The sequence below is a fragment of the Pseudomonas sp. H1_D05 genome (genome assembly GCF_054682705.1).
Genome location: NZ_CP162825.1, coordinates 4,279,196 through 4,299,454 on the forward strand (window position 1 = coordinate 4,279,196; position 20,259 = coordinate 4,299,454).

Consider the following 20,259-nt stretch of genomic DNA (forward strand, 5'->3'; position numbering starts at 1 on the left):
ACCTGAGAGTCAGTTGTTGTTGCTGCCTTTGTTGTCGACGCGGTAGCCGAAGCTGAACCCGACGCCCTGGAACAGCACCACATCGGCCAGTTGGCGGGCGAGTTCGCCGGCGCTGGCCAGTTTGGTTTTTGGCACGAACAGCATGTCGTCCGGTTGCAGGTAAGCGATCTGCGAGGCATCGCCGGACAAGGCTTTTTCGACGTCGTAATGCACCGCCTGCACCTGATTGCCATTGCGCCGCATGATCACCACCGAATCCAGGCGCGCCTTGACGTTGGTGCCACGGGCCAGGGTCAGTGCTTCAAGCACCGACACCGGCCGGCGGATCGGGTAGGAACCTGGTTGACCGACTTCGCCCAGCACATAGATTTCGTTGCCGGCGGTGGATTTCAGCAGCACGTCCACGGTCATCCGGCCCGGCAGTTGCGCGTATTTCTGGTTGAGGAAGGTTTCCAGTTGATTGACGGTCATGCCTTGCAGCGGCACGGCGCCGATTTCCGGGAAACTCGCGTAGCCGTCAGTGCCGACAGTGATCTCGCGGCTCATGCCGGTGGCCGGGTGGTTCAGCGCGCTTTTCAGGTTTTGCTCATTGGTCAGCGGGCTGATGATTTGCACGGTCAGCTGATTGCGGTTGGGCTGGAACAGTTGCTTGCGCTGATAGGCGCGCTGGATTTCTTCGCGTGCCTGATCGCTGGTCAGCCCGGCGATTTTCACCGAGGTGTTGGCGCCCGGCAGTTCGATGGTGCCGTCGGGCAGTACCAGTTGATTGCCGTTGAGCTGGCTGGCAGCGGTGAAGTTCAGGCCGATCTGGTCACCCGACTGCACGCGGTAAGCGTCCGAGCCGCTGGTGCTGATATGGAAGATCACGTCGAGCACGTCCTGCGGGCGCAGGGTCTGCTCGATCTTCGGCATATCGGTCGCCTGGGCGTTGGCCGGGGTGGCGGTGAGGATATTCACCGGCATGTTCTGGGTTTCGGAGGTGCTCGAGCAGCCTGCAAGCGGCAGCATCAGCAGCACAAGAATCTTGGCGTTCATGGCGTCATCCTTCGCGTTCGCTTAGAGGTTTTTGTAAAGCCATTTGGGCATGTAGTACTTGCGCCGGTTGAACACGCTACCGACCACTTTGGCTCCGGCCTGAGTCAGGCGTTGCACGGCGGCCTGGGCGGCTTCCCAGCGGGTGTCTTCGGCGCGTACGACAAACACCACGCCGTCGACCTGAGTGCTGATGACCAGCGTGTCGGCAGCGGAATACACCGCGTCGCCGTCGATCACCACGAAGCGGTACTGGCTGCCCAATTGATCGAGCAACGGGCTCAGGCGCTCGGCGGTCAGGTGCTCCATGGTGCGGATCGGCCGGCCATTGGGCAGCACGTGGAAGGGCAGGCTCGAGACCTGCACCACGCAGTCCTGCAACAGCGGCGGGTTGTCCGGGTTGAACAGCAAGTCGCGCAGGCCGCGCTCCTTGCTCAGGTTCAGCTGCTGCGTGAGGTTGCTCGCCGACTGGCTGGCATCGACCAGCAGCACCTGGCCGCTGCTCATTTGCGCCAGTTGGCTGGCCAGCGCCAAGGCACTGGTGGTGGTGCCGGCGCCGGGATTTGCGGCGGTCAGGAACAGGATCCGCAGGTCGAGATCCAGCACGGTCGAGGTCAGGTTCGATTCGCTGGGGTTGGCAATGCTCAGGCTTTTGTTGGTTGAACCGTCCATTAGCTTGCTCCGTGGCCGCTGAATACTTTGAAGGGGGTTTTCAACAGAATCTTCAGATCAAGCAAAAGGCTCTGCTCGGCGATGTAGCTGAGGTCCAACTCAACGCGCTGGTCGAAGTCGATATTGCTGCGTCCGGAGATCTGCCACAGGCCGGTCATGCCGGGGTAGATCGCCAGACGGGCGAGGTGATTGTCCTTGTAGCGGTAAGCGTTGAACGAGGTCGGGCGAGGGCCGACCAGGCGCATGTCACCGGTCACCACGTTGATCAGGTTCGGCAGTTCATCGAGGCTGGTGCGCCGCAGAAAACCGCCGATGCGGGTGATGCGCGGATCGTGGTCGATTTTGAAATCGATGGCGTCGGCACCGTGCTTGTTGAGGTGACGCAGCGACTCTTTCAATTCTTCGGCGTTGGCGACCATGGTGCGGAATTTGTACATGCCGAACTTGCGGCCGCGGTAACCGGTACGCTTTTGCACGAACATCACCGGACCTGGGCTGCTGAACTTGATGACCAGTGCCAGACCCAGCAGCAGTGGCGAGATCAGCACCAGAATCATAAGCGCACCGAGGCAGGCGACCACGCGATTGGTGCGTGACAGTTGCCATGGGCGACCGCCGTCGCGGCCAGTGAACCAGCCGCGACCCTGGCGATGGATTGCCGCGTCGAGACGCATTCGGTGCTCGGGGTCAACGCGCTTGTCACGGCGCATTTCCTGGATCGGCACACCTTTCTCATGTCCAGTCATGGAGTCCTCCGCATTAATTCAGCCGCGAGCGGCGCGTGGGCGATAGGCAGTGGGGTAGTAGTCGCGGAACCAGGCGATGAATCGCCCAAGCCCCTCATCCAGCTCGATCCGGGGCTGAAACCCGGTGGCTTGGGCCAGGTCGCTGGCCTCGGCGCAAGTGTTGAGCACGTCGCCCGGTTGCAGCGGCAGCAGCTCGACAATGGCTTTCTGGCCGAGATGTTTTTCCAGCAGCGCCAAATAGGTTTTCAGCTCGACCGGGTGCTGCCCGCCGATGTTGAACAGCCGCCACGGCGCCATGCTGCTGGCCGGGTCGGGCAGCTCGCGATCCCAGTGCGGGTCGGCGTGCGGAGGGCATTCGGTGAGGCGGGCGATGCTTTCGATGATGTCGTCGATGTAGGTGAAATCGCGCTGGTGCTCGCCATAGTTGAACAGCTTCAGTGGCTCGCCTTCGCTGATCGCCCGGGCAAACTGGATCGGCGACATGTCCGGCCGGCCCCAAGGCCCGTACACGGTGAAAAAGCGCAGGCCGGTGCAGGGAATGCCAAACAGATGGCTGTAACTGTGCGCCATCAGCTCGTTGGCTTTCTTGGTCGCGGCGTACAGCGACAGCGGGTGATTGACGCCGTCTTTCACAGAGTAGGGCGTGTGCTGATTGGCGCCGTACACCGAGCTCGATGACGCGTAGATCAGGTGTTCGACCGGGTGATGCCGGCAGCTCTCGAGAATATTCAGGAAACCGTTGAGGTTGCTGTCCAGATACGCCTTGGGATTATCCAGCGAGTAACGCACCCCGGCTTGCGCGGCGAGGTGAATCACCACTTGCGGCCGTTCGCGGACAAACAGCGCGTCAATGGCCGAGGCATCGGCCAGGTCAACCGTGACGAGCTGGAAATCGCCGGCCTGCTCACGCACCCACTGCACGCGGTCGTGCTTGAGTTGCGGGTCATAGTAGGCGTTGAAATTGTCCAGACCGACCACTGAATGCCCGTCGCGCAGCAGCCGCAACACGCAATGGGCACCAATGAAACCGGCCGCACCGGTGACCAGCACCTTCATGGCCGTAGCCCTTCGGGGGCAATGTGGCGCAGGCCGATGCCGCTGTAATGCAAACCGGCGGCAGCCACTTGTTCCGGGTTGTACAGGTTGCGGCCGTCGATGATCACCTTCGAACGGAGCTTTTCGGCGAGCAACTCGAAATCGACCACGCGGAAGTTTTTCCACTCGGTGCAGATCACCAGTGCGTCGGCGTCTTCCAGGGTGTCGTCGCGGGTGGCGCACAGGTGCAGGTCGTTGCGGTAGCCGTAGAGGCGCCGGCATTCGGACATCGCTTCCGGATCATAGGCCTGCACGCTGGCGCCTTCGGCCCACAGCGCATCCATCAAGTAGCGGCTGGGCGCTTCGCGCATGTCATCGGTGTTGGGTTTGAACGCCAAGCCCCAGATCGCGATGGACTTACCGGCAAGGCCTTGCGGGAATTGCGCTTTCAGTTTGCTGAAGAGTATGTGCCGCTGCAGGTCGTTGACGTCGGTGACGCTGCGCAGCAGTTTCAACGGCATGCCGTTGTGTTCAGCGGTGTGCAGCAGGGCGCGCAGGTCTTTGGGAAAGCATGAGCCACCGAAGCCGCAGCCCGGATAGATGAAGTGGTAACCGATGCGCGGATCAGAACCGATGCCTTTGCGCACCGCTTCGATGTCGGCGCCGAGCAGTTCAGTGAGGTTGGCCAGTTCGTTCATGAAGCTGATGCGCGTGGCGAGCATGGCGTTGGCGGCGTACTTGGTCAGTTCGGCGCTGCGGTTGTCCATGAACATCAGTTTTTCGTGGTTGCGGCAGAACGGCGCGTATAACTCGCTCATTTGCTCACGGGCTTGGTCGTCGCGGGTGCCGACGATGATCCGGTCCGGGCGCATGCAGTCGGCGAGGGCGCTGCCTTCCTTGAGAAACTCAGGGTTGGAGACCACCCGTACGGTCAGACCTGCCTTGTCGCGGCGCTGCAATTCGCTGTTGGCGGTGGCCAGCACTTGATCCGCCGTACCCACGGGCACCGTGGATTTGATGATCAAGGTGCGATCGGCCTCCATGTGCGAGGCAATTTGCCGGGCAACGTTGAGCACGTGGCTGAGGTCGGCAGAGCCATCCTCATCGGCCGGGGTGCCGACGGCGATGAAGATCAGTTCGGCATGCTCGACCGCATCGCTGGCCTGGGTGCTGAACAGCAGACGGCCGGCCTTGATGTTCTCTTCAAGAGTGCTGGACAAACCTGGCTCGCTAATTGGCGGCACCGCTTGTTGCAGTTGTTTAATCTTGTTTGGGTCAATATCCACGCATAAAACGCGATGACCGACATCTGCAAGTGCGGCGGCTTGTATTAATCCAACATAGCCCGTGCCAAATACGCTCACGTCCATCTGCGCACCCTCGATAGAGCGAAAAGAAGAAGTTCGGAAGAAGACTGTAAATGGGGTATAGCGCAGGGTTTGCAAAGCGTGTCAGCAAAATGACATGTTGCATCTGTATAACACTTGAGCATTTTTTGGCGATTGGCCATCAAGTCATTGCTGCGATTGAGTTTGTTGGTTTTTTGCAGATTTGTTCAGATTCAAAATAAGCGATAAACGGTCGTAAGCCTTTAATTTAAAGGCTTCTGGGGTTTGATGTGTGTCAGATTTGAGTCATCGGTTTTTTGACGCTTTTTACAAAAGGCAGTCAATTCTTGCGCTTTGATGGCCGGGTGCTAGTGTCAGATTCTGATTGACAAGCTTTTGACTCTCCGCCGTTTTGCAAGACCGGTATCGCCATGTTCAGATATGCGAAAGAATTGCTTTTAATTATTTATTTTCTGCTTTATGTCGAATATTACATAGAGCGGTTAAATGCTATCGGCCTCGGTTTTGCTGTACTTCTTTTTGGCGCGATGTTTTTGGCGCTAACTTTAGCGTTATATCTAACGGCCTATATACGGCAGAGTCTCATCCGGCATGCATTCGCATTGGTGATGTTCGCCTCCGCGGTGTTTTTCGATGTCTACACCCGGGTCACGGCGGATTACCTGAGCTACAGCAGCTTCGTCTCGCTGGTGTATTCCGGCGGCTTCATCCAGGAAGCGGCGTACCAGTATCGAGACGCGATCCTGCACGGCGCCCTCAGTGGTTTGCTGTTGCTGTTCGGCATCGGTCTGAAGCCTCGCCACGGCCTGGCGATTCCCAACGCGTTACGTGTGGCGGCGCCGCTGTGCGGCGTGTTGCTGCTCAGTGCGGTGCTGTTCTTGCGTGCGGGCGAGGGCGCGCGGGGTTTGCCGATCATGTACACGCCGCTGGCCTACCTGAACCTGTTTGCCTATGAAGCCCTGCACAACACCGTCGGCCCGCGCGAACCAGTGACACTGACGCGCACCTCGCCAGCCGTCGGTCACGATATTGTGCTGATCATCGATGAAAGCATCTCCGGCAATTATCTGGACATCAACGCGCCGTTCGGCGTGCACAGCAACCTCAAGCAGGCGCATCCCGGTGTCGACATCTTCAATTATGGCTACGCTGCGTCCATCGCCAATTGCAGCGCCGACACTAACGTGACCCTGCGTTACGGCGGCACCCGCGCCGACTACATGCGCATCAACAGCACACTGCCGTCGATCTGGCAGTACGCCAAGAAGGCTGGGCTGCGCACGGTATACATCGATGCCCAGCGCACGGCTGGCAATCTGCAGAACCTGATGACTGATACCGAGAAGAAGGACATCGACCAGTTTGTGCAATTCGACCAGACCAGCGTGCGCGATCGCGACATGGCGGCGGCAGCGAAGCTCATCGAATTGCTCAACGACGACCAGTCAGAGCTGGTGGTGATCAACAAGGTCGGCGCGCACTTTCCGGTGCACGACAAATACCCGGATGCGTTCATGGCCTATCGCCCGACCTTACCGCGCGGGCAGTTCACCGAGGTGGCCGATACCGGTGAACGCACAGGTTTCAACGGTCAGCCAGACGATTGGGTACTGTACCGCAACGCCTACAAGAACACTGTGTTGTGGAATGTCGGCGAATTCTTTGCGCGGGTGTTCGCCGAGGCCAATCTGAACAATGCGTTGCTGATCTATACCTCTGATCATGGTCAGGATTTACATGAGCGCGGTAATCCGGGCCTGAACACCCATTGCGGTGGCGATCCGGTGGAGGAGGAAGGGCTGGTGCCGCTGGTGGTGATTCAGGGCAGCGATCTGAAGACACTGGACTGGTCGGCGCAACTGGCGGCGAACAAGGATCGCTCCAGCCACTACAACATCTTTCCGACGTTGCTGCAGTTGATGGGCTATGACCTGGCGGGGATCGAGGCTGTTTATGGCAAGCCACTGAGTGTCGCGACGGCGGATGAGTTCACCTTCAACTACCGCTTCAATGCACGGTTGGGGGCCAAGCCTGAGTGGAAGCACATTGATCTGGGCAGCATTGTCACGCCGTCGCAGGCGCCGACGAGTGTGGCGGCGGGGCAGTAAGTTTGAGTTGGCTGGGCTGACGCTTTCGCGAGCAGGCTCGCTCCCACCTTTGAAATGCGATCAACCTGTGGGAGCGAGCTTGCTCGCGAAGGGGCCGGTCAATTCAACGCTGAGTTCAAGTCGGTCATCGCCATCCGCTATCCTTGCCCCACACTGACCGATCAGGTGGCGGCATGCTTCGTGTTGAAAACGTCTTCAAAAGCTATCTCACCCCGCAAGGCCCATTGCCGGTGCTGCAAGGCGTCGACCTGACGCTGGAGTCCGGCACCAGCCTGGCACTGATGGGCGAATCCGGCAGTGGCAAAAGCACCTTGCTGCACCTGGTGGCCGGTCTCGACAAAGTCGACAGCGGCAGCATTCGCAGCGGCGAGCATCGTCTTGAGGCGATGAACGAAGCGCAACTGGCGAACTGGCGGCGGACGGAAATCGGTCTGGTGTTCCAGCAGTTCAACCTGATCGGCAGTTTGCGCGTCGAGGACAATCTGGCGTTTCAGGCGCGTCTTGCCGGGCGTCATGAACCACGATGGCAGGCGCATCTGGTTCAACGCTTAGGGCTGGGCGATTTGCTCAAGCGTTATCCCGAGCAACTTTCCGGTGGCCAGCAGCAGCGGGTCGCCTTGGGCCGGGCATTGGCGTCGCAGCCGAAGTTGCTGCTGGCCGATGAACCCACCGGCAGCCTCGACGAAGCCACCAGCGACGAAGTCCTGCGGCTGTTGCTGGAATTGCTCGATGACACCCCGACCACCTTGTTGATGGTCACCCACAGCCCGCGCGTCGCGGCGCGCACTGGCGCAGCGAGTGGTGTTGTCCAGCGGGCGGCTGACGTGATCGTTTTCCGCCAGACCCTGCGCGCGCTGCTCAGCCATTGGCGGCGTCATCCGGTGCAGTTCTTCAGCGTGCTCACCGGCTTGTGGCTGGCGACCAGTCTGCTCACTGGCGTCGAGGCGCTGAACAGTCAGGCGCGTGACAGCTACGCGCGGGCCAGCCAGTTGATCGGCGGCGAACCTCAGGCCAGTCTCAGTACGCCGAACGGCGCGACGTTCGCGCAGCAATGGTTCGTTGACCTGCGCCGACAGGGCTGGCCGGTGTCTCCGCTGCTGCAGGGGCGGTTGCTGCTCAAGGGCCATGAAGATCAGCGCCTGCAATTGATGGGCATCGAGCCGGTGTCATTGCCGGCCGATTCCGCAGTGGCCGGGCAGGCGCTGCCGATTGAGCGTGTCGTCGAGTTCTTCATGCCCCCCGGCACTACCTGGATTTCTCCGGAAACCTTGCAGGCACTGGATCTGCGTGAAGGCGACACACCACAAACGGCTAATGGGCTGCGCTTGCCACCGTTGCTCGCGCAAAAGGACATGGCACCTGGCCTGTTGCTGGTGGACATCGGCGTCGCGCAAACGCTGCTGGAACAACCCGGGCAATTGTCGCGGCTATTGCTGCCGAAGGATTTCCACGCCGAGCTGCCAGATTCATTCAAAGGCCTGCTGCAGCTCAAAAGCAGCGGCGAGGAAAACAATCTGACGCGACTGACCGAGAGCTTTCACCTGAATCTCGATGCGTTAGGGTTTTTGTCATTCGTGGTGGGCTTGTTCATCGTCCACGCCGCGATTGGCCTGGCTCTTGAGCAACGACGCGGTCTGCTGCGTACGTTACGCGCCTGCGGGGTCAGCGCGCGGATGTTGATCGTGTGTCTGATCGTCGAACTGGGTGTGCTGGCGCTGATCGGCGGATTGTTCGGTGTGATCAGCGGTTATTGGTTGGCGAGTGTCTTGCTGCCGGACGTCGCCGCCAGCTTGCGCGGTTTGTATGGCGCGGAAGTGGCGGGGCAGTTGCGCCTCAGTCCGTGGTGGTGGTTCAGCGGCATCGGCTTGAGCCTGCTCGGCGCGTTGCTCGCCGGGTCCAACAGTCTGCTGCGCGCCGCCCGTTTGCCGTTGTTGGCCGTGGCGGATCCGCAAGCCTGGCATCAGCAATATGCGCGTTGGCTGCGCCGACAAGGCTGGCTGGCGGCAGTGCTCGGTTTGCTGGCCTTGGTGGCGTTGATCTGGGGTGACAGTCTGGCCAGCGGTTTTGTCCTGATGGCCGGGTTGCTGATCGGCGCCGCGTTGGCTTTGCCGGTGTTGCTCAGCGCGTTGTTGAATCAGTTGCTCGGGCGCAGTCGCTCGGTGCTGGGGCAGTGGTTTCTCGCCGATTGTCGTCAGCAATTGCCGGCACTGAGCCTGGCGCTGATGGCGTTGCTTTTGGCGCTCGCCGCCAACATCGGTGCCGGCAGCATGACCGCCGGTTTTCGCCAGACCTTCGATGACTGGCTCGAACAACGCCTGAGCGCCGAGCTGTATATCAACCCGAGCAATCCGGCACAGTCGCGGGAAATGTACAGCTGGCTAAAGCAGCAGCCGAACATCGCGGCGATTCTGCCCAACTGGCAGGTCGCGGTGACGCTGCAGGGCTGGCCGGCCGAAGTGTTCGGCGTCATCGATCACGCTCATTATCGTCAGCACTGGCCGCTGCTCGATGCCGTTGGCGGCGATCCGTGGGCGCATCTCGCGACGGATGATGCGGTGATGCTCAATGAGCAAATCGCCCGGCGCCTGAAATTGCACGTGGGTGAACACGTGGCGATTCCGACACCCAATGGCCCATGGTCGCCGCGCATCGTTGGCATCTACGCCGACTACGGCAATCCCAAGGGGCATTTGCTGGTCAACATCAACCACCTGTTGCGCGGCTGGCCGCAACTGACGCCGAACCGTTTCAATCTGCGCATCGAACCGCAGAACATCCCGGGATTTTTAGCTGCATTGCAGACGCGTTTTCAACTCGATGACAGTCGCATCGTTGATCAGGCGCGGCTCAAGGGCTGGTCGGTGCAAGTCTTCGAACGGACCTTTGCGGCGACGGCGGCGTTGAACAGTTTGACCCTGGCGGTGGCGGGTGTGGCGCTGTTCATCAGCCTGCTGACGCAAAGCCAGAGTCGCCTCGGACAACTCGCACCGCTGTGGGCGTTGGGCGTAACGCGGCGGCAATTGATGCTGCTCAATCTTGGTCAGACCTGGCTGTTGGCGGTGCTGACGCTGGTGTTAGCGTTGCCGCTGGGGATCGCATTGGCGTGGTGCCTGGATGCGGTGATCAACGTTCAGGCGTTTGGTTGGCGGTTGCCGTTGCGGATATTCCCATGGCAATTGCTGCAACTGATGGGACTGGCGTTACTGGCGACATTGCTGGCGTCGGCATGGCCGCTGTACTCGTTGTACCGCACGCAACCGGCGGACCTGTTGAGGACGTTTGCCCATGAGGATTAACCGCTTTGTGCTCCTGGTTTTGCTGCTGCTTGGCGGTTGCGATCAATCGGCGCCGGAGCAGAAGGGCTTCGCCGGGATGGGCAATCAGGCGATGGCGTTTACGCCGGTGGTGCCGGGGCGGGTGTTCAGTTTTCCCGCAGATCACGGGGCGCATGACGGCTTTCGCATTGAGTGGTGGTACGTCACCGCCAATCTCAAGGATCAGCAGGGCAATGAATTCGGCGTGCAGTGGACCTTGTTTCGCAGCGCTTTAAAACCTGTGGCGGAGACGGCAGGGTGGGGCAATCAAACGATCTGGCTGGGGCATGCGGCGGTGACGTCGAGCACGGTGCATCACGCCGCCGAACGTTACGCCCGAGGCGGGGTGGGGCAGGCGGGTGTGCAACTGGCGCCGTTCGAGGCGTGGATCGATGATTGGCGGTTTGCCAGTCAGGCGCAGGATCCCCTGAGCGACCTGCAACTCAGCGCTCGCGACAAGGACTTCGCCTATCAACTGCACCTGACTTCCAACCGCCCGCTGGTGTTGCAGGGCGACAAGGGTTTCAGCCAGAAATCCGAAGAAGGTCAGGCGTCGTATTACTACAGTCAGCCGTTTTTTCAGGCCAACGGCACGTTGCAGATTGACGGCCAGAGCTACACCGTCAGCGGCCCCGCATGGCTCGATCGCGAATGGAGCAGCCAGCCGCTGACTGCCAATCAAACCGGTTGGGACTGGTTCTCTCTGCACCTGGACAGCGGCGAACACGTGATGCTTTACCGCATGCGTCAGAAGGACGGTGCGCCGTATCTCACCGGCACGTGGATCGCTGCCGACGGCCAGACGCAAACACTGCGCAGTTCGCAGATCCAGCTCACCCCGCAAACCACGGCCAAGGTCGCCGGCCGGGCGATGCCGGTGAAATGGTCGATCAGCATCCCCGAGAAACACCTCGACATCAGCCTCGACGCGCTCAACCCCAACGCCTGGATGAACCTGCGCATTCCCTATTGGGAAGGCCCGGTACACATCAGCGGCAGCCATCCCGGCCAAGGCTATCTGGAAATGACCGGGTACTGAAAGCGCCTCGTAAAAACTGTGAGTTGTAACGGGCGCAGAATCCGGATCTGACCGAGATCAAAATGTGGGAGCGAGCCTGCTCGCGAAAGCGCCCGCCCAGACACCACAGAGAAATTGGCTGGAACTCCGCTACTTCTCAACCCCTCTACCGAATATCTCTCACACCTTTGCGAAACGCCGTCGAGGACTCCCCCATGAGCGACGACCTGCAACCTCCAGACATGACCACTTGGCAACGCCTGTTCGACGACCAGACCTACTGGCAGCAATCCCCCGACGCACATTACTTCGATCTGCAACGCATCGCCGACGACCTGCTCGGCCAAGGCGCCATCGACCTTGAGCAATGGCAGATCCTGCGCGCCAAAGCCAACGACCTGCACAAGGATTCACCCGCGATCAACGTCGCCCGAGAACTCGACGACCCCGAAGCTTGAGGACAACCCCATGAAACCCATCACCCAAGGCGAACACCCCGACGAACCCCGTCCACCGGGCGAAACCGAACGCGACAACGACGCCCTGCGGCCCACCGACCCGAAACAGCGTGAAAACAATGGCAAAGGCACGCCCAGTGGCGAATCCACCGCGCAGGACACCGCCAAGCAACAAAGCTCGCCGTCACAAACCAAAGCCAAGCCCTGAACTGCGTCTATGCTCAGTGGCACGCTCGTCGCCGAAGCCAATTCGGCGGCGAGCGCTGCCATTCATCACAGGGAAAGTATTGATTATGAAGCTCGACGCACTGGCCAAGGCCATCACCCTCGCAACCGTACTGTCCGCCACCAGCTTCGGCGCCTTCGCTGCCGATATTCCGCTGTCCGCTTCCATCGAGGCGGATAAGGTCACCACCAAAGTGATCTCCGTCGATGCCGCCAACCATCAAGTTGTGCTGGAAGGTGCCGAAGGCAAGCCGGTTCACGTTCAGCTCAGCGACAAGGCGAAAAACCTCGACAATCTCGAGGCCGGCGATCAGGTCACCATCCAGGTGCAGCGTTCTGTCGCCGCTTACCTCGACACCGATGTGGATAAAGGTCTGCACTGGTACCACCGAACGTACTGGTGAGTTGCGTAAGGCTCCGGGCAGCGATAACCCCGGTGGCGAGGCGTATCGTCAGGTTCAGGTGCAGTTGAAAATCACCAAAATTGATTTGAAGACAAATCAGGTGACCCTGCAAAACCCGCAAGGTCAATCGAAAGTTCTTGACGTGAAACAGCCTGAAATTCAAGCCAAGCTGAAAGATCTGAAAGAAGGGCAGAGCGTTATTGTCACTTACACCGATATCTTAAAAGTGACCAGTCAACACGAAAGTTGAGCTTTAACTCTACAGGGTGACTGCTCTTGTACAGTTTTTGTATGAGAGTAGTCATACTATTAGTGTGGTTTGACCTCATTGAAAGTTTAATGAAAGGAATCGCCGATAAATATCTATTAACGTTTCCGTACATAAATTTCATATTCAAGAATGAGGACATAAGCGCCAACTTCTATTAAAATCCTACCCGTTCGCCCAGTGTCAGGGCTCTTTACCGGTGCATGGATTGCCAGGCCATTACACTGGGCGAACACCTCTTCGGAGTGGATGTATACAATTTCTGCAAACAAAAAGGGCGACTTGATAGTCGCCCTTTTTGTTTGCTGTGAATTAGACCGAGGTGTGCGCTTCAGTTGTGTCTAGCTGCCCCTTGAAAGCGCTTCAGCGTGGCCTGATACATTTTTGTCCTGCGGTGATTTACCCCGTAGGTGCCCGCCGCCGCGACGGTTCCGGACTGAATGTGATCCAGATAGCTGAAAATCTTGCGCGGTGACAGGAACTTGATGCCATAGCCCAGGCTGCTCATTTGATCTTGCAGCGCATAACCGGGCACCTGCTCATCCATGCAGAAGTGCAGGCCCAGGGACTTCATCAGACGGACATTCCACAATGTGCAGAAACTTTTCAGATGAGTTTCTTTGTAGGGTCTTGGCATTTTCGAACGCAGACCCAGACGCACTTTCGCTTTACGAGCATAGTGCTTGCAGAAACGCGAAGTTAACCGCCAAGTGTCACGAACAACCCCGCGATTGAGTTGTTCTACACAACCGACTGCGGCCATATCCGGTTTTTTCGTGCATTCACGCATCATCATCGCAAACACTTCCTTGTCGTAGACAAAGGTGTCGGTGTGCAACAGAAACAAATAATCGGTGTCGACTTTTTCCAGTGCCAGATCCAACGCCTTGCCGTGCGCAATATGGCCGATTTCCTTGCCCGGGGAAGGCCGTTCAATCAAGTTGATCCAGTCGAGCGAACGCAAGTAATCGAGACTGGCATCCGCCGAATCGTTGTCCACCACCCACACCGGAATGCGCTGCTCCTGGACGTGCTCACGCAAAAGCTCGAGGCACATTCGGGTGATGTCCGGGGTTTTGTAATTTACCAAGACAAGGCTGAAATTCGACGCTGGCTGGGCTGGTAAATCAAACGCGTTCATGTCGGAAGGACTCATCTGCGATTCAAGGACAACAGGGTTTCGTTGCCGCGATCGTAGCGAGGCAACCTTAGTCGAACCTTAATTTGCGGATGTGACGGTAGATGTATGCCGAAGAGAGGCTGCTGGTCTAATGAAATGCATGGGGTGCTGCCGGTCATAAGCGGATAAAATGCGCGCCCCTCTCACGGTTCAAGGAAGAAACGGCGCACGCCGTTGTGTCACGGATGAAACCTCTTTCCCTCTACCACCCGGCCTTGTACTGGCTGCGCGTGTGGCAAAAAAGACTGTTCCGCCAGATCGCCTGGCACTGTTCCAGCAAACGCTACGCACGCCCCGTCGCCGCAGCCGAGCGTCTGCCATATCGCTACCTCAAACACACCTCGAAACTCATCCGCAAACTCGGCAACTCCGACCTCGCCCTGCAACACAACAAAGTCATCAACCTCAAACTCGCCGTCGCCGCCATCGACGGCGTCATCATCGCCCCCGGCGAACACTTCTCCTTCTGCCGCCTCGTCGGCCGTCCGACGTTGAAGCGAGGCTACGTTGAAGGCATGGAACTGTCATTCGGCGAGGCACGACGCGGGGTCGGCGGCGGCATTTGCCAACTGAGCAACCTGATTCACTGGATGGCGATTCATTCACCGCTAGTGGTGGTCGAGCGCTCCAACCACAGCTTCGACCCGTTTCCAGATGAGGGGCGGGTGCTGCCGTTCGGGTCCGGGGCGGCGATTTTCTACAACTACGTTGATCTGGTGCTGCACAACCCGACGGATCGGAGCTTTCAGCTGAAGTTGAACGTCGGAGAGACACAACTCGAAGGGGAGTTGTTGTGTGATCGGGTGAGGGAATATCGCTATCACGTGTTCCAGGAGGCACACCGGTTTGTGCGAGAGGGCAGCAGGGTGTTTCGCGAGAACGAGATTTGGCGAGAGGTCAGGGAAAAAGGGCAGGTGGGGCAGTTGGTGGAAAGGGAGAGGCTTTATCGGAATCAGGTTGTGGTGAAGTATGACGTGGCGGGGGAACTGGTTGAGTAGATGCATTGTGAATGCGGGGCCTCAGCTTTGATGATGTGACTGTTGCTCTTCAGCTTTTCGTGGTTTTTATGCGGGTTAGCCGTTGCCTTTCGGGCACTTTATAAGGAATTTTTAGTGATACGTCCGTATGCGTTAGCCCTGGCAAGCACGATGCTTTTCACCGGATGCGGTGCAGAATCGGGTTCTTTACCCAGCAGTCAAAGTATGTCCCCTGAAAAGGTGGCCTCGATCGCGACGACAATCAAAACGAAATACCCTGACCTTTCCAGCGAGCTTCGTGACAACGTTCTCAACACGGTTGTGCAGTCGATCGACAATATGGTTTTTGTTGAGGGCGGGCAATTTGATATGGGGGATTTTGGCTGGATTTGTGAGTATGACGAGAAAGATGTTTGTACCTGGCCTTGCGGGCAGGAGCCGGAGCAGCTTTGTAATATTAGTAGCAAAGGCAATGATGATTTCGTCCATCCGATTAAATTGAGCAGTTATTATCTTTCGAAATACCAAGCTACGCTGGGGGATTTTGATCTGTTTTTCGTGGCCAATGGTGAACCGCTCTATGATGAGGAGTATCGAAAGCGCGAGGATCTAAAATTTCTCTATCAGTCTGATTTGCCTGCCCCAACTAAAAGATGGCAGGAAGCTAACGACTATTGCCAATGGCTAGGCGATCTTAGCGGTTATGTGGTGGATTTGCCTACTGAGGCTCAGTGGGAGTACGCCGCTCGCAGTCGAGGGCAGCATTTATTATTTCCGACTGATACTGGTAGCTTGGATTATGGAAAGAATTTTCCTATCGAAGACGAAGAGCATAATTTCCCAGTCGGTCGCTTTGCACCTAACCAATTAGGAATATATGGGCTTTCGGGTAATTCAACTGATTGGGTTAGTGACTGGTATGATGATAATTATTACAAAAACTCTCCGCTTGAAAATCCGCAAGGCCCAGAGTCTGGAACTCAAAGAATTAGACGCGGTTCAACCGTTTTAGAAGCGCCTTTATCCTCTGCACCAATGATCCGTCGTTGGGCTACAAGTCCCGTGCAGAAATATCATGCTAGTGATACTGGTTTTCGGTGTGCAATTCAAACAAGTGCACCATTGTAGGCTTGATTAAGGGCGCCCTTGAGTGCGTTTTTTTAAGCTGATCCGTCATATAAGTCGCTTCTTTTTGCAGCGATTACAGAGTAATTCGCGGGTAGACCATGCTAGAAGAACGAAAACGTAGTCTGTCCCCGACGGCTTCCGTCGGCTTTCGAGTGCTTACTACAACTGGATGCTTGTAATCTGCGCGTAGTTTGATTGTCAAAGATGGGCTGACTTACTCAAACATGTACAAAAGGTCATTCATCAGTTCAAGTTCTTGCTGGGTGCGCTGAACCTTGTTGTAACGTAGAATGCCTTCAAGTATTCCTCTGAACGGGATTTGCCGCGATGGATTCTCAACGACTTCGATCATATGGTCGTAACCTGGGTCGTTTTCCTTGAGATATTCTTCGATCAGCTCTTTGAGTAATACGCGAGCTTGTTCATCGGTTAGCACTTTTACTTCTCCGGCAAAGTGGCGGTGTCGGTTATTTTGGGTTTATTCGGAGGCACGCGACGCTTAATTTCGAGAAAGCGTGGTCTTTTCACGGTGCTTGCGGAATGCTGTTGGGGCACTGGTGAGCTGGGTGAGCTGGGTGAGCTTGCCATGCATGTGCAGGACAAAACGCAGTCATCGATAGAGCTTGCCACCTCAGGAGGCGACCAAAAGTCTCCGCCTGCCAAAGGGGGAGCTTCGGTAAGCATGCCCAGCCCGTTTCAGCAGTTTGTTGTCATCGTAGGGAATGGTAAAGTTTACACTTTGACGCACCCTATAAGGATATTGCCTGTGTTACGTCAGTTTGTACTTGCCCTGCCAGCCATGCTGTTCCTGGTCGGCTGCGAGGCCGAATCCGGTCCCCTACCTAGCAGCAAGAGCCTCTCTCCTGAAAAGGTGGCGTCCATCGCGACGACGATCAAGACGAAATATCCTGCCTTATCCAGCGAAATGCGTGACAAGGTGCTCAAAACGGTTGTGCAGTCGATCGACAATATGGTGTTCGTCGAAGGCGGCCAGTTTGATATGGGGGACTTCGGCTGGGCTTGCGAATACGACGAAAAGGATGTGTGTGCCTGGCCCTGTGGGCAGGAGCCGGAGCAGCTTTGTAATATCAGTCGTAATGGTGATGATGATTTTGTTCATCCTGTCACGCTCACCTCATACTACCTCTCAAAGTTCCAGGTTTCGCTGGGTGAATTTGATGTGTTTTTTACTGCAAAAGGGTTGCCTCTTTTTGACGCTGAAAAACGTAAGCGTGAGGATTTAAAGTTTCGCTACCAACCGGACTTGCCAGCTCCGACTCAGAGTTGGCAGCAGGCAAAAGACTACTGTGAATGGCTTGGAGAATTAAGCGCGTACGCTGTTGATTTGCCATCAGAAGCACAGTGGGAATACGCGGCCCGTAATAGAGGGCAGCATATACTTTTTCCAACTGATAGCGGAAGTCTTGATTATGGGAAGAATTTTCCACTTGATGATGAGGGGAATAATTTTCCGATTAGTAGGTTCGCTCCAAGCCCATTAGGTATTTATGGCGTTGCTGGAAATTCGACTGACTGGGTAAATGACTGGTACAGCAAAGACTACTATGAGAACTCCCCTCTAGAAAACCCCAAAGGCCCAAGCACTGGTCTCAAACGAATTCGGCGCGGGTCAACCGTTTTGGAGGCGCCATTATCTTCTGCGCCGCTTGTTCGTCGTTGGGCAGTAGATCCGTCCAGTGATCGATACTCTGGCGGAACAAGCTTTCGTTGCTCTATCCAGTCAGATCAAAAATTATAGGATGATGGTAAGTCTTTCTGTGTATTTAGAGCTGGCTGTTTTTATTTAGATATTTTAAAGGCGCCTTTGGCGCCTTTGCTTAAACAAGGCCTTCGAAGTGATCACTGCGTTTTGCTGCGAGAAGTGTTCTTTCTTTCCGCCATGAAGGGCCTGGGCTCCACGCAAGTGCTCCATAATCCAATGCCGATGTATCAGTGTTTACGGCTAAGGTTTTAATAAAGCTATTGAATTGCTGTTGCTCTGCCCCGTCAAGAAGCATATTTAAACGGTTTAGACTGTTTATGGAGTTGACCTTGCTGCCATCTTTTGAGCAGTGTTCTAAGACCTCAATGAAATGCCGCCAACTGCGCAAATGGGATAATAAAAGTACGACTGCTTTTTCTTGCTCTTCTGCCCAGCTTTCTACAAAGCTTTCAGTTAATAGATACACCATGGGGCCGATTGTTTCTGGCGGTAAGCTGCTGAGTGGGATTCTCTTTTTGTTAACTATAACTGACTGGTTTTTTAGCAAGTATGTCGCCAGTTTTTGCGCTTCCTGCTTAGTTCCTTCTCTATCGGCCCACCAGTCTCTCATGTTTTCAGCTCCCTTCGAGAACGCTTCTTGCGCGATTTGTCCGGGCTGCGTCGTGATCCTGAAAAGCCCTTGTGCCATATAATTGAAAGCGTCTTTCGTTACCGCCAACTGGTAGTGGAAGTCTGCTTTAGATAGAGCATTGCAGAACACATAGATCAAATCACCAATCTTCTCAAGGTCCACAGAAGTACCGAAACCACCACCCGCTCCAGGTCCAAAAACCAGGCTGGCTTTGCAGTTGATCGCCAAACGGTCTGCACTGATCTCAATACCAAAATCAAAACCCGCCCCAATACCCAGAGCCACATTCCCTTCAGCCTTGATTTCAACCAGGCTCGACCAATCAGTGCTGCCGCTATCGTTTGCCTGTCCTGCGACGATTTTTCCTACCCCTAGTTTGGTCGAATCAAGCCACTTCAATGTGCCTGTCAAAGTGCCGCCGCCTTGCACGCCGGCGAAAGCATTACCCTTCACCCCTAGGCTGCCGCCGCGTCGTTTGTCGACTGCAATATCGGGGGTGCTTAGAAAAGCGGTCGCACCGGAGGCTTCCGCTTCCTTTGGTTTGTATTGGGCTTTGACACCGGCCTGACCTTGCGCCGTTGCTCCAACGAAACACGACAACTCCACCTTGCCTTCGAGTCGGAAGACACCGATATCGCTGACGACTTCCTTACCTTCGGCATTGCGGTAAGGCATGCGCACCACATACCCACCCTGGTCGGGGAAAAAACCCTTTATCGCTGCAGAGCCTTCGGCCAATGAGATCGCCGCACTGCCTTTGACGCCGATTTCGACATTGCCCTTGCCTGGTTCCCAGCTATTGATCCCTGCACTGGCGGTGGCGGCAAAGCGAAAGGCGTGAGCCTCAGCGGAGACTGCGTATATCGCCGAGTCAGCCTCATTGGAGGTCCAGGAGCACTCTTTGTGGAGTGCGTTGAGTAAATTGTCCTCTTTGCTCGTCCATGAGGTGAGCTTGGCTTCCAGACTTCCGAGCGGGCTGGTTTTGCGGCCATCGGAAACAGCCGTCCGGATATCCTTGATCAGCGTTTTGGCAAGATTTTTATCGAACGGCTTGCCTTGCATCACTGTGGTAGGGACCTTGACACTCCATGTGAACCGCTCCCGATCCCGAACCGGGATGTAGTGACGCCGGGTCGGATCACGGAAGGAAATGTATTCGACCGGAGTGATACCGGTTTTTATCTGTTTGCCCTTCTGAATATCAGTGCCTTGGCCCTTCCCATGTTTGATGTCAGGGGCCGCCCCGTTAGCACTGGTGGAACTGTCGCCAGCTTCGGCTTTGCCTTGCGCGGCGATCCGGGTCCGCAGCGATTGTATTTCGGCGTTCAGTTCGGCGACCTTTTTGTCTCGCAAGCCTTCCCAATTGGTTTCCAGATAGTTGCCTTCAAAGGCCGGCTGGGGCGTGTAACGGTTATACCAATCGCGGGCCTTTTGCACGGTCGCCAGTTGGCCCTGCAGATCTTCCTTGCGCTCGATGACGGTTTTCGGTTTTGCCTCCACGGGAGGGGAGCGCTGTAACAGGCCGGCTTCTTCTGCCTTGGCGTTCCACTTGTCTTTAACGCAACTCGTGCAGGAGCAAGAAGCCTGAGGATCTTTGTGTTTGGCGCACTTGCTGGCTTCGGTCGCGCTGGCGAGATTTTGATGTAGCTCATCCATCAGTTTTTTGACGAGGTCGGACTGCTGCTTGAGTGCGTTCGACTCTTTTTCCGTCAGTATGTAGAAGTGCTTTTCACCGGTGATATGGATGATATCGACCAGTTCGTCCTTGCACTCGACGGCACCTTTGACGGCCGTTGTGCTCTGGTTATCGGCGTGCTTGGGCGCTGGCAGGCTCTTGGCCGCAGGCAACTTCAACGCCCAACCGATCTTGATGTGGTTGGGGTCGGTAATGATCGGATTCAGGGCCCGTAGATCAGCCACAGAGCATTTGTTGGCGGCGGCAATGCTGCCAAGAGTGTCGCCGCTCTTAACGGTGTAAGTGTTGCTCATTG

16 protein-coding genes and 2 pseudogenes are annotated in these 20,259 nt (G+C 56.7%); 10 read left to right on the forward strand and 8 right to left on the reverse strand.

Features of this window, described 5'->3' with window-relative positions; all coding sequences use genetic code 11:
• Window positions 1-9: 9 nt before the first annotated feature.
• Genes AB4O11_RS19315 through AB4O11_RS19335 form a run of 5 tightly spaced genes read right to left on the reverse strand, consistent with a single transcriptional unit; the run spans window position 10 to window position 4,855 of the window.
• The gene (locus tag AB4O11_RS19315; RefSeq protein ID WP_093439157.1) at window positions 10-1,035 is read right to left on the reverse strand and encodes a polysaccharide biosynthesis/export family protein; all 1,026 of its coding nucleotides are present in this window, start codon (window positions 1,033-1,035) and stop codon (window positions 10-12) included.
• Between the two features lie 21 nt (window positions 1,036-1,056).
• Window positions 1,057-1,704 (reverse strand): CpsD/CapB family tyrosine-protein kinase, encoded by a 648-nt coding sequence (locus AB4O11_RS19320; RefSeq protein ID WP_093439152.1) that lies wholly within the window; start codon window positions 1,702-1,704, stop codon window positions 1,057-1,059.
• Window positions 1,704-2,450, reverse strand: coding sequence for a sugar transferase (locus AB4O11_RS19325; protein WP_093439148.1), 747 nt, complete (start codon window positions 2,448-2,450; stop codon window positions 1,704-1,706). The genes AB4O11_RS19320 and AB4O11_RS19325 overlap by 1 nt, the downstream gene beginning before the upstream one ends.
• Before the next feature lie 18 nt (window positions 2,451-2,468).
• Entirely contained in the window at window positions 2,469-3,506 is a 1,038-nt protein-coding gene (locus tag AB4O11_RS19330; RefSeq protein WP_093439143.1) for an NAD-dependent epimerase, read from the reverse strand.
• A complete protein-coding gene (locus AB4O11_RS19335; protein ID WP_460127916.1) occupies window positions 3,503-4,855 on the reverse strand; it encodes a UDP-glucose dehydrogenase family protein in 1,353 nt (450 codons plus the stop codon). Before AB4O11_RS19335 ends, AB4O11_RS19330 begins: the two co-directional genes overlap by 4 nt.
• Window positions 4,856-5,244: 389 nt before the next feature.
• On the opposite strand from AB4O11_RS19335, the gene AB4O11_RS19340 reads away from it, so the two are divergent.
• From AB4O11_RS19340 to AB4O11_RS19370, 7 genes and pseudogenes are all read left to right on the forward strand, one after another.
• Window positions 5,245-6,942 (forward strand): sulfatase-like hydrolase/transferase, encoded by a 1,698-nt coding sequence (locus tag AB4O11_RS19340; protein ID WP_460127918.1) that lies wholly within the window; start codon window positions 5,245-5,247, stop codon window positions 6,940-6,942.
• Between the two features lie 281 nt (window positions 6,943-7,223).
• Window positions 7,224-7,553 (forward strand): annotated as a pseudogene (locus AB4O11_RS19345) (ATP-binding cassette domain-containing protein); the annotation flags it as partial.
• 213 nt (window positions 7,554-7,766) lie between these two features.
• Window positions 7,767-10,238: an FtsX-like permease family protein gene (locus AB4O11_RS19350; protein WP_460131118.1), complete on the forward strand. Its 2,472-nt coding sequence runs from the start codon at window positions 7,767-7,769 to the stop codon at window positions 10,236-10,238.
• Window positions 10,228-11,295, forward strand: a complete 1,068-nt coding sequence (locus tag AB4O11_RS19355; RefSeq protein WP_460127920.1) for a lipocalin-like domain-containing protein — start codon at window positions 10,228-10,230, stop codon at window positions 11,293-11,295. Before AB4O11_RS19350 ends, AB4O11_RS19355 begins: the two co-directional genes overlap by 11 nt.
• A 194-nt stretch (window positions 11,296-11,489) precedes the next feature.
• Entirely contained in the window at window positions 11,490-11,732 is a 243-nt protein-coding gene (locus AB4O11_RS19360; protein ID WP_460127922.1) for a hypothetical protein, read from the forward strand.
• Window positions 11,733-11,742: 10 nt separating this feature from the next.
• Entirely contained in the window at window positions 11,743-11,940 is a 198-nt protein-coding gene (locus AB4O11_RS19365) for a hypothetical protein (RefSeq protein WP_093439111.1), read from the forward strand.
• An 85-nt stretch (window positions 11,941-12,025) separates the two neighbouring features.
• A pseudogene (locus AB4O11_RS19370) lies at window positions 12,026-12,611 on the forward strand (hypothetical protein).
• Window positions 12,612-12,960: 349 nt separating this feature from the next.
• Here the strand turns inward: AB4O11_RS19370 and AB4O11_RS19375 are convergent.
• Window positions 12,961-13,770 (reverse strand): glycosyltransferase family 2 protein, encoded by an 810-nt coding sequence (locus AB4O11_RS19375; protein ID WP_460090426.1) that lies wholly within the window; start codon window positions 13,768-13,770, stop codon window positions 12,961-12,963.
• A gap of 224 nt (window positions 13,771-13,994) precedes the next feature.
• On the opposite strand from AB4O11_RS19375, the gene AB4O11_RS19380 reads away from it, so the two are divergent.
• Together AB4O11_RS19380 and AB4O11_RS19385 are read left to right on the forward strand one after the other, a co-directional pair.
• Entirely contained in the window at window positions 13,995-14,807 is an 813-nt protein-coding gene (locus AB4O11_RS19380) for a VanW family protein (protein WP_460127924.1), read from the forward strand.
• A 114-nt stretch (window positions 14,808-14,921) separates the two neighbouring features.
• Window positions 14,922-15,914 carry a formylglycine-generating enzyme family protein gene (locus AB4O11_RS19385; RefSeq protein ID WP_460127926.1) on the forward strand — a complete coding sequence of 331 codons (993 nt, stop codon included), beginning with the start codon at window positions 14,922-14,924 and terminating at the stop codon, window positions 15,912-15,914.
• Window positions 15,915-16,128: 214 nt separating this feature from the next.
• On the opposite strand, the gene AB4O11_RS19390 is transcribed toward AB4O11_RS19385, so the two are convergent.
• Window positions 16,129-16,350: a hypothetical protein gene (locus AB4O11_RS19390; protein WP_460127928.1), complete on the reverse strand. Its 222-nt coding sequence runs from the start codon at window positions 16,348-16,350 to the stop codon at window positions 16,129-16,131.
• 246 nt (window positions 16,351-16,596) lie between these two features.
• Between AB4O11_RS19390 and AB4O11_RS19395 the strand changes: the two genes are divergently transcribed.
• Window positions 16,597-17,673 (forward strand): formylglycine-generating enzyme family protein, encoded by a 1,077-nt coding sequence (locus AB4O11_RS19395; protein WP_460127930.1) that lies wholly within the window; start codon window positions 16,597-16,599, stop codon window positions 17,671-17,673.
• Window positions 17,674-17,752: 79 nt separating this feature from the next.
• Here the strand turns inward: AB4O11_RS19395 and AB4O11_RS19400 are convergent, their stop codons facing one another.
• The gene (locus AB4O11_RS19400) at window positions 17,753-20,257 is read right to left on the reverse strand and encodes a LysM peptidoglycan-binding domain-containing protein (RefSeq protein WP_460127932.1); all 2,505 of its coding nucleotides are present in this window, start codon (window positions 20,255-20,257) and stop codon (window positions 17,753-17,755) included.
• Between the last annotated feature and the right edge of the window lie 2 nt (window positions 20,258-20,259).

What these genes read in the sequence shown, in the direction of transcription:
- AB4O11_RS19395 (WP_460127930.1), top strand. Translation starts at nt 16,597, where the DNA reads ATGCCCAGCCCGTTTCAGCAGTTTGTTGTCATCGTAGGGAATGGTAAA.
- AB4O11_RS19365 (WP_093439111.1), top strand. Translation starts at nt 11,743, where the DNA reads ATGAAACCCATCACCCAAGGCGAACACCCCGACGAACCCCGTCCACCG.
- AB4O11_RS19315 (WP_093439157.1), bottom strand. Translation starts at nt 1,035, where the DNA reads ATGAACGCCAAGATTCTTGTGCTGCTGATGCTGCCGCTTGCAGGCTGC.
- AB4O11_RS19335 (WP_460127916.1), bottom strand. Translation starts at nt 4,855, where the DNA reads ATGGACGTGAGCGTATTTGGCACGGGCTATGTTGGATTAATACAAGCC.
- AB4O11_RS19340 (WP_460127918.1), top strand. Translation starts at nt 5,245, where the DNA reads ATGTTCAGATATGCGAAAGAATTGCTTTTAATTATTTATTTTCTGCTT.
- AB4O11_RS19380 (WP_460127924.1), top strand. Translation starts at nt 13,995, where the DNA reads ATGAAACCTCTTTCCCTCTACCACCCGGCCTTGTACTGGCTGCGCGTG.
- AB4O11_RS19375 (WP_460090426.1), bottom strand. Translation starts at nt 13,770, where the DNA reads ATGAACGCGTTTGATTTACCAGCCCAGCCAGCGTCGAATTTCAGCCTT.
- AB4O11_RS19325 (WP_093439148.1), bottom strand. Translation starts at nt 2,450, where the DNA reads ATGACTGGACATGAGAAAGGTGTGCCGATCCAGGAAATGCGCCGTGAC.
- AB4O11_RS19360 (WP_460127922.1), top strand. Translation starts at nt 11,490, where the DNA reads ATGAGCGACGACCTGCAACCTCCAGACATGACCACTTGGCAACGCCTG.
- AB4O11_RS19320 (WP_093439152.1), bottom strand. Translation starts at nt 1,704, where the DNA reads ATGGACGGTTCAACCAACAAAAGCCTGAGCATTGCCAACCCCAGCGAA.
- AB4O11_RS19330 (WP_093439143.1), bottom strand. Translation starts at nt 3,506, where the DNA reads ATGAAGGTGCTGGTCACCGGTGCGGCCGGTTTCATTGGTGCCCATTGC.
- AB4O11_RS19355 (WP_460127920.1), top strand. Translation starts at nt 10,228, where the DNA reads ATGAGGATTAACCGCTTTGTGCTCCTGGTTTTGCTGCTGCTTGGCGGT.
- AB4O11_RS19400 (WP_460127932.1), bottom strand. Translation starts at nt 20,257, where the DNA reads ATGAGCAACACTTACACCGTTAAGAGCGGCGACACTCTTGGCAGCATT.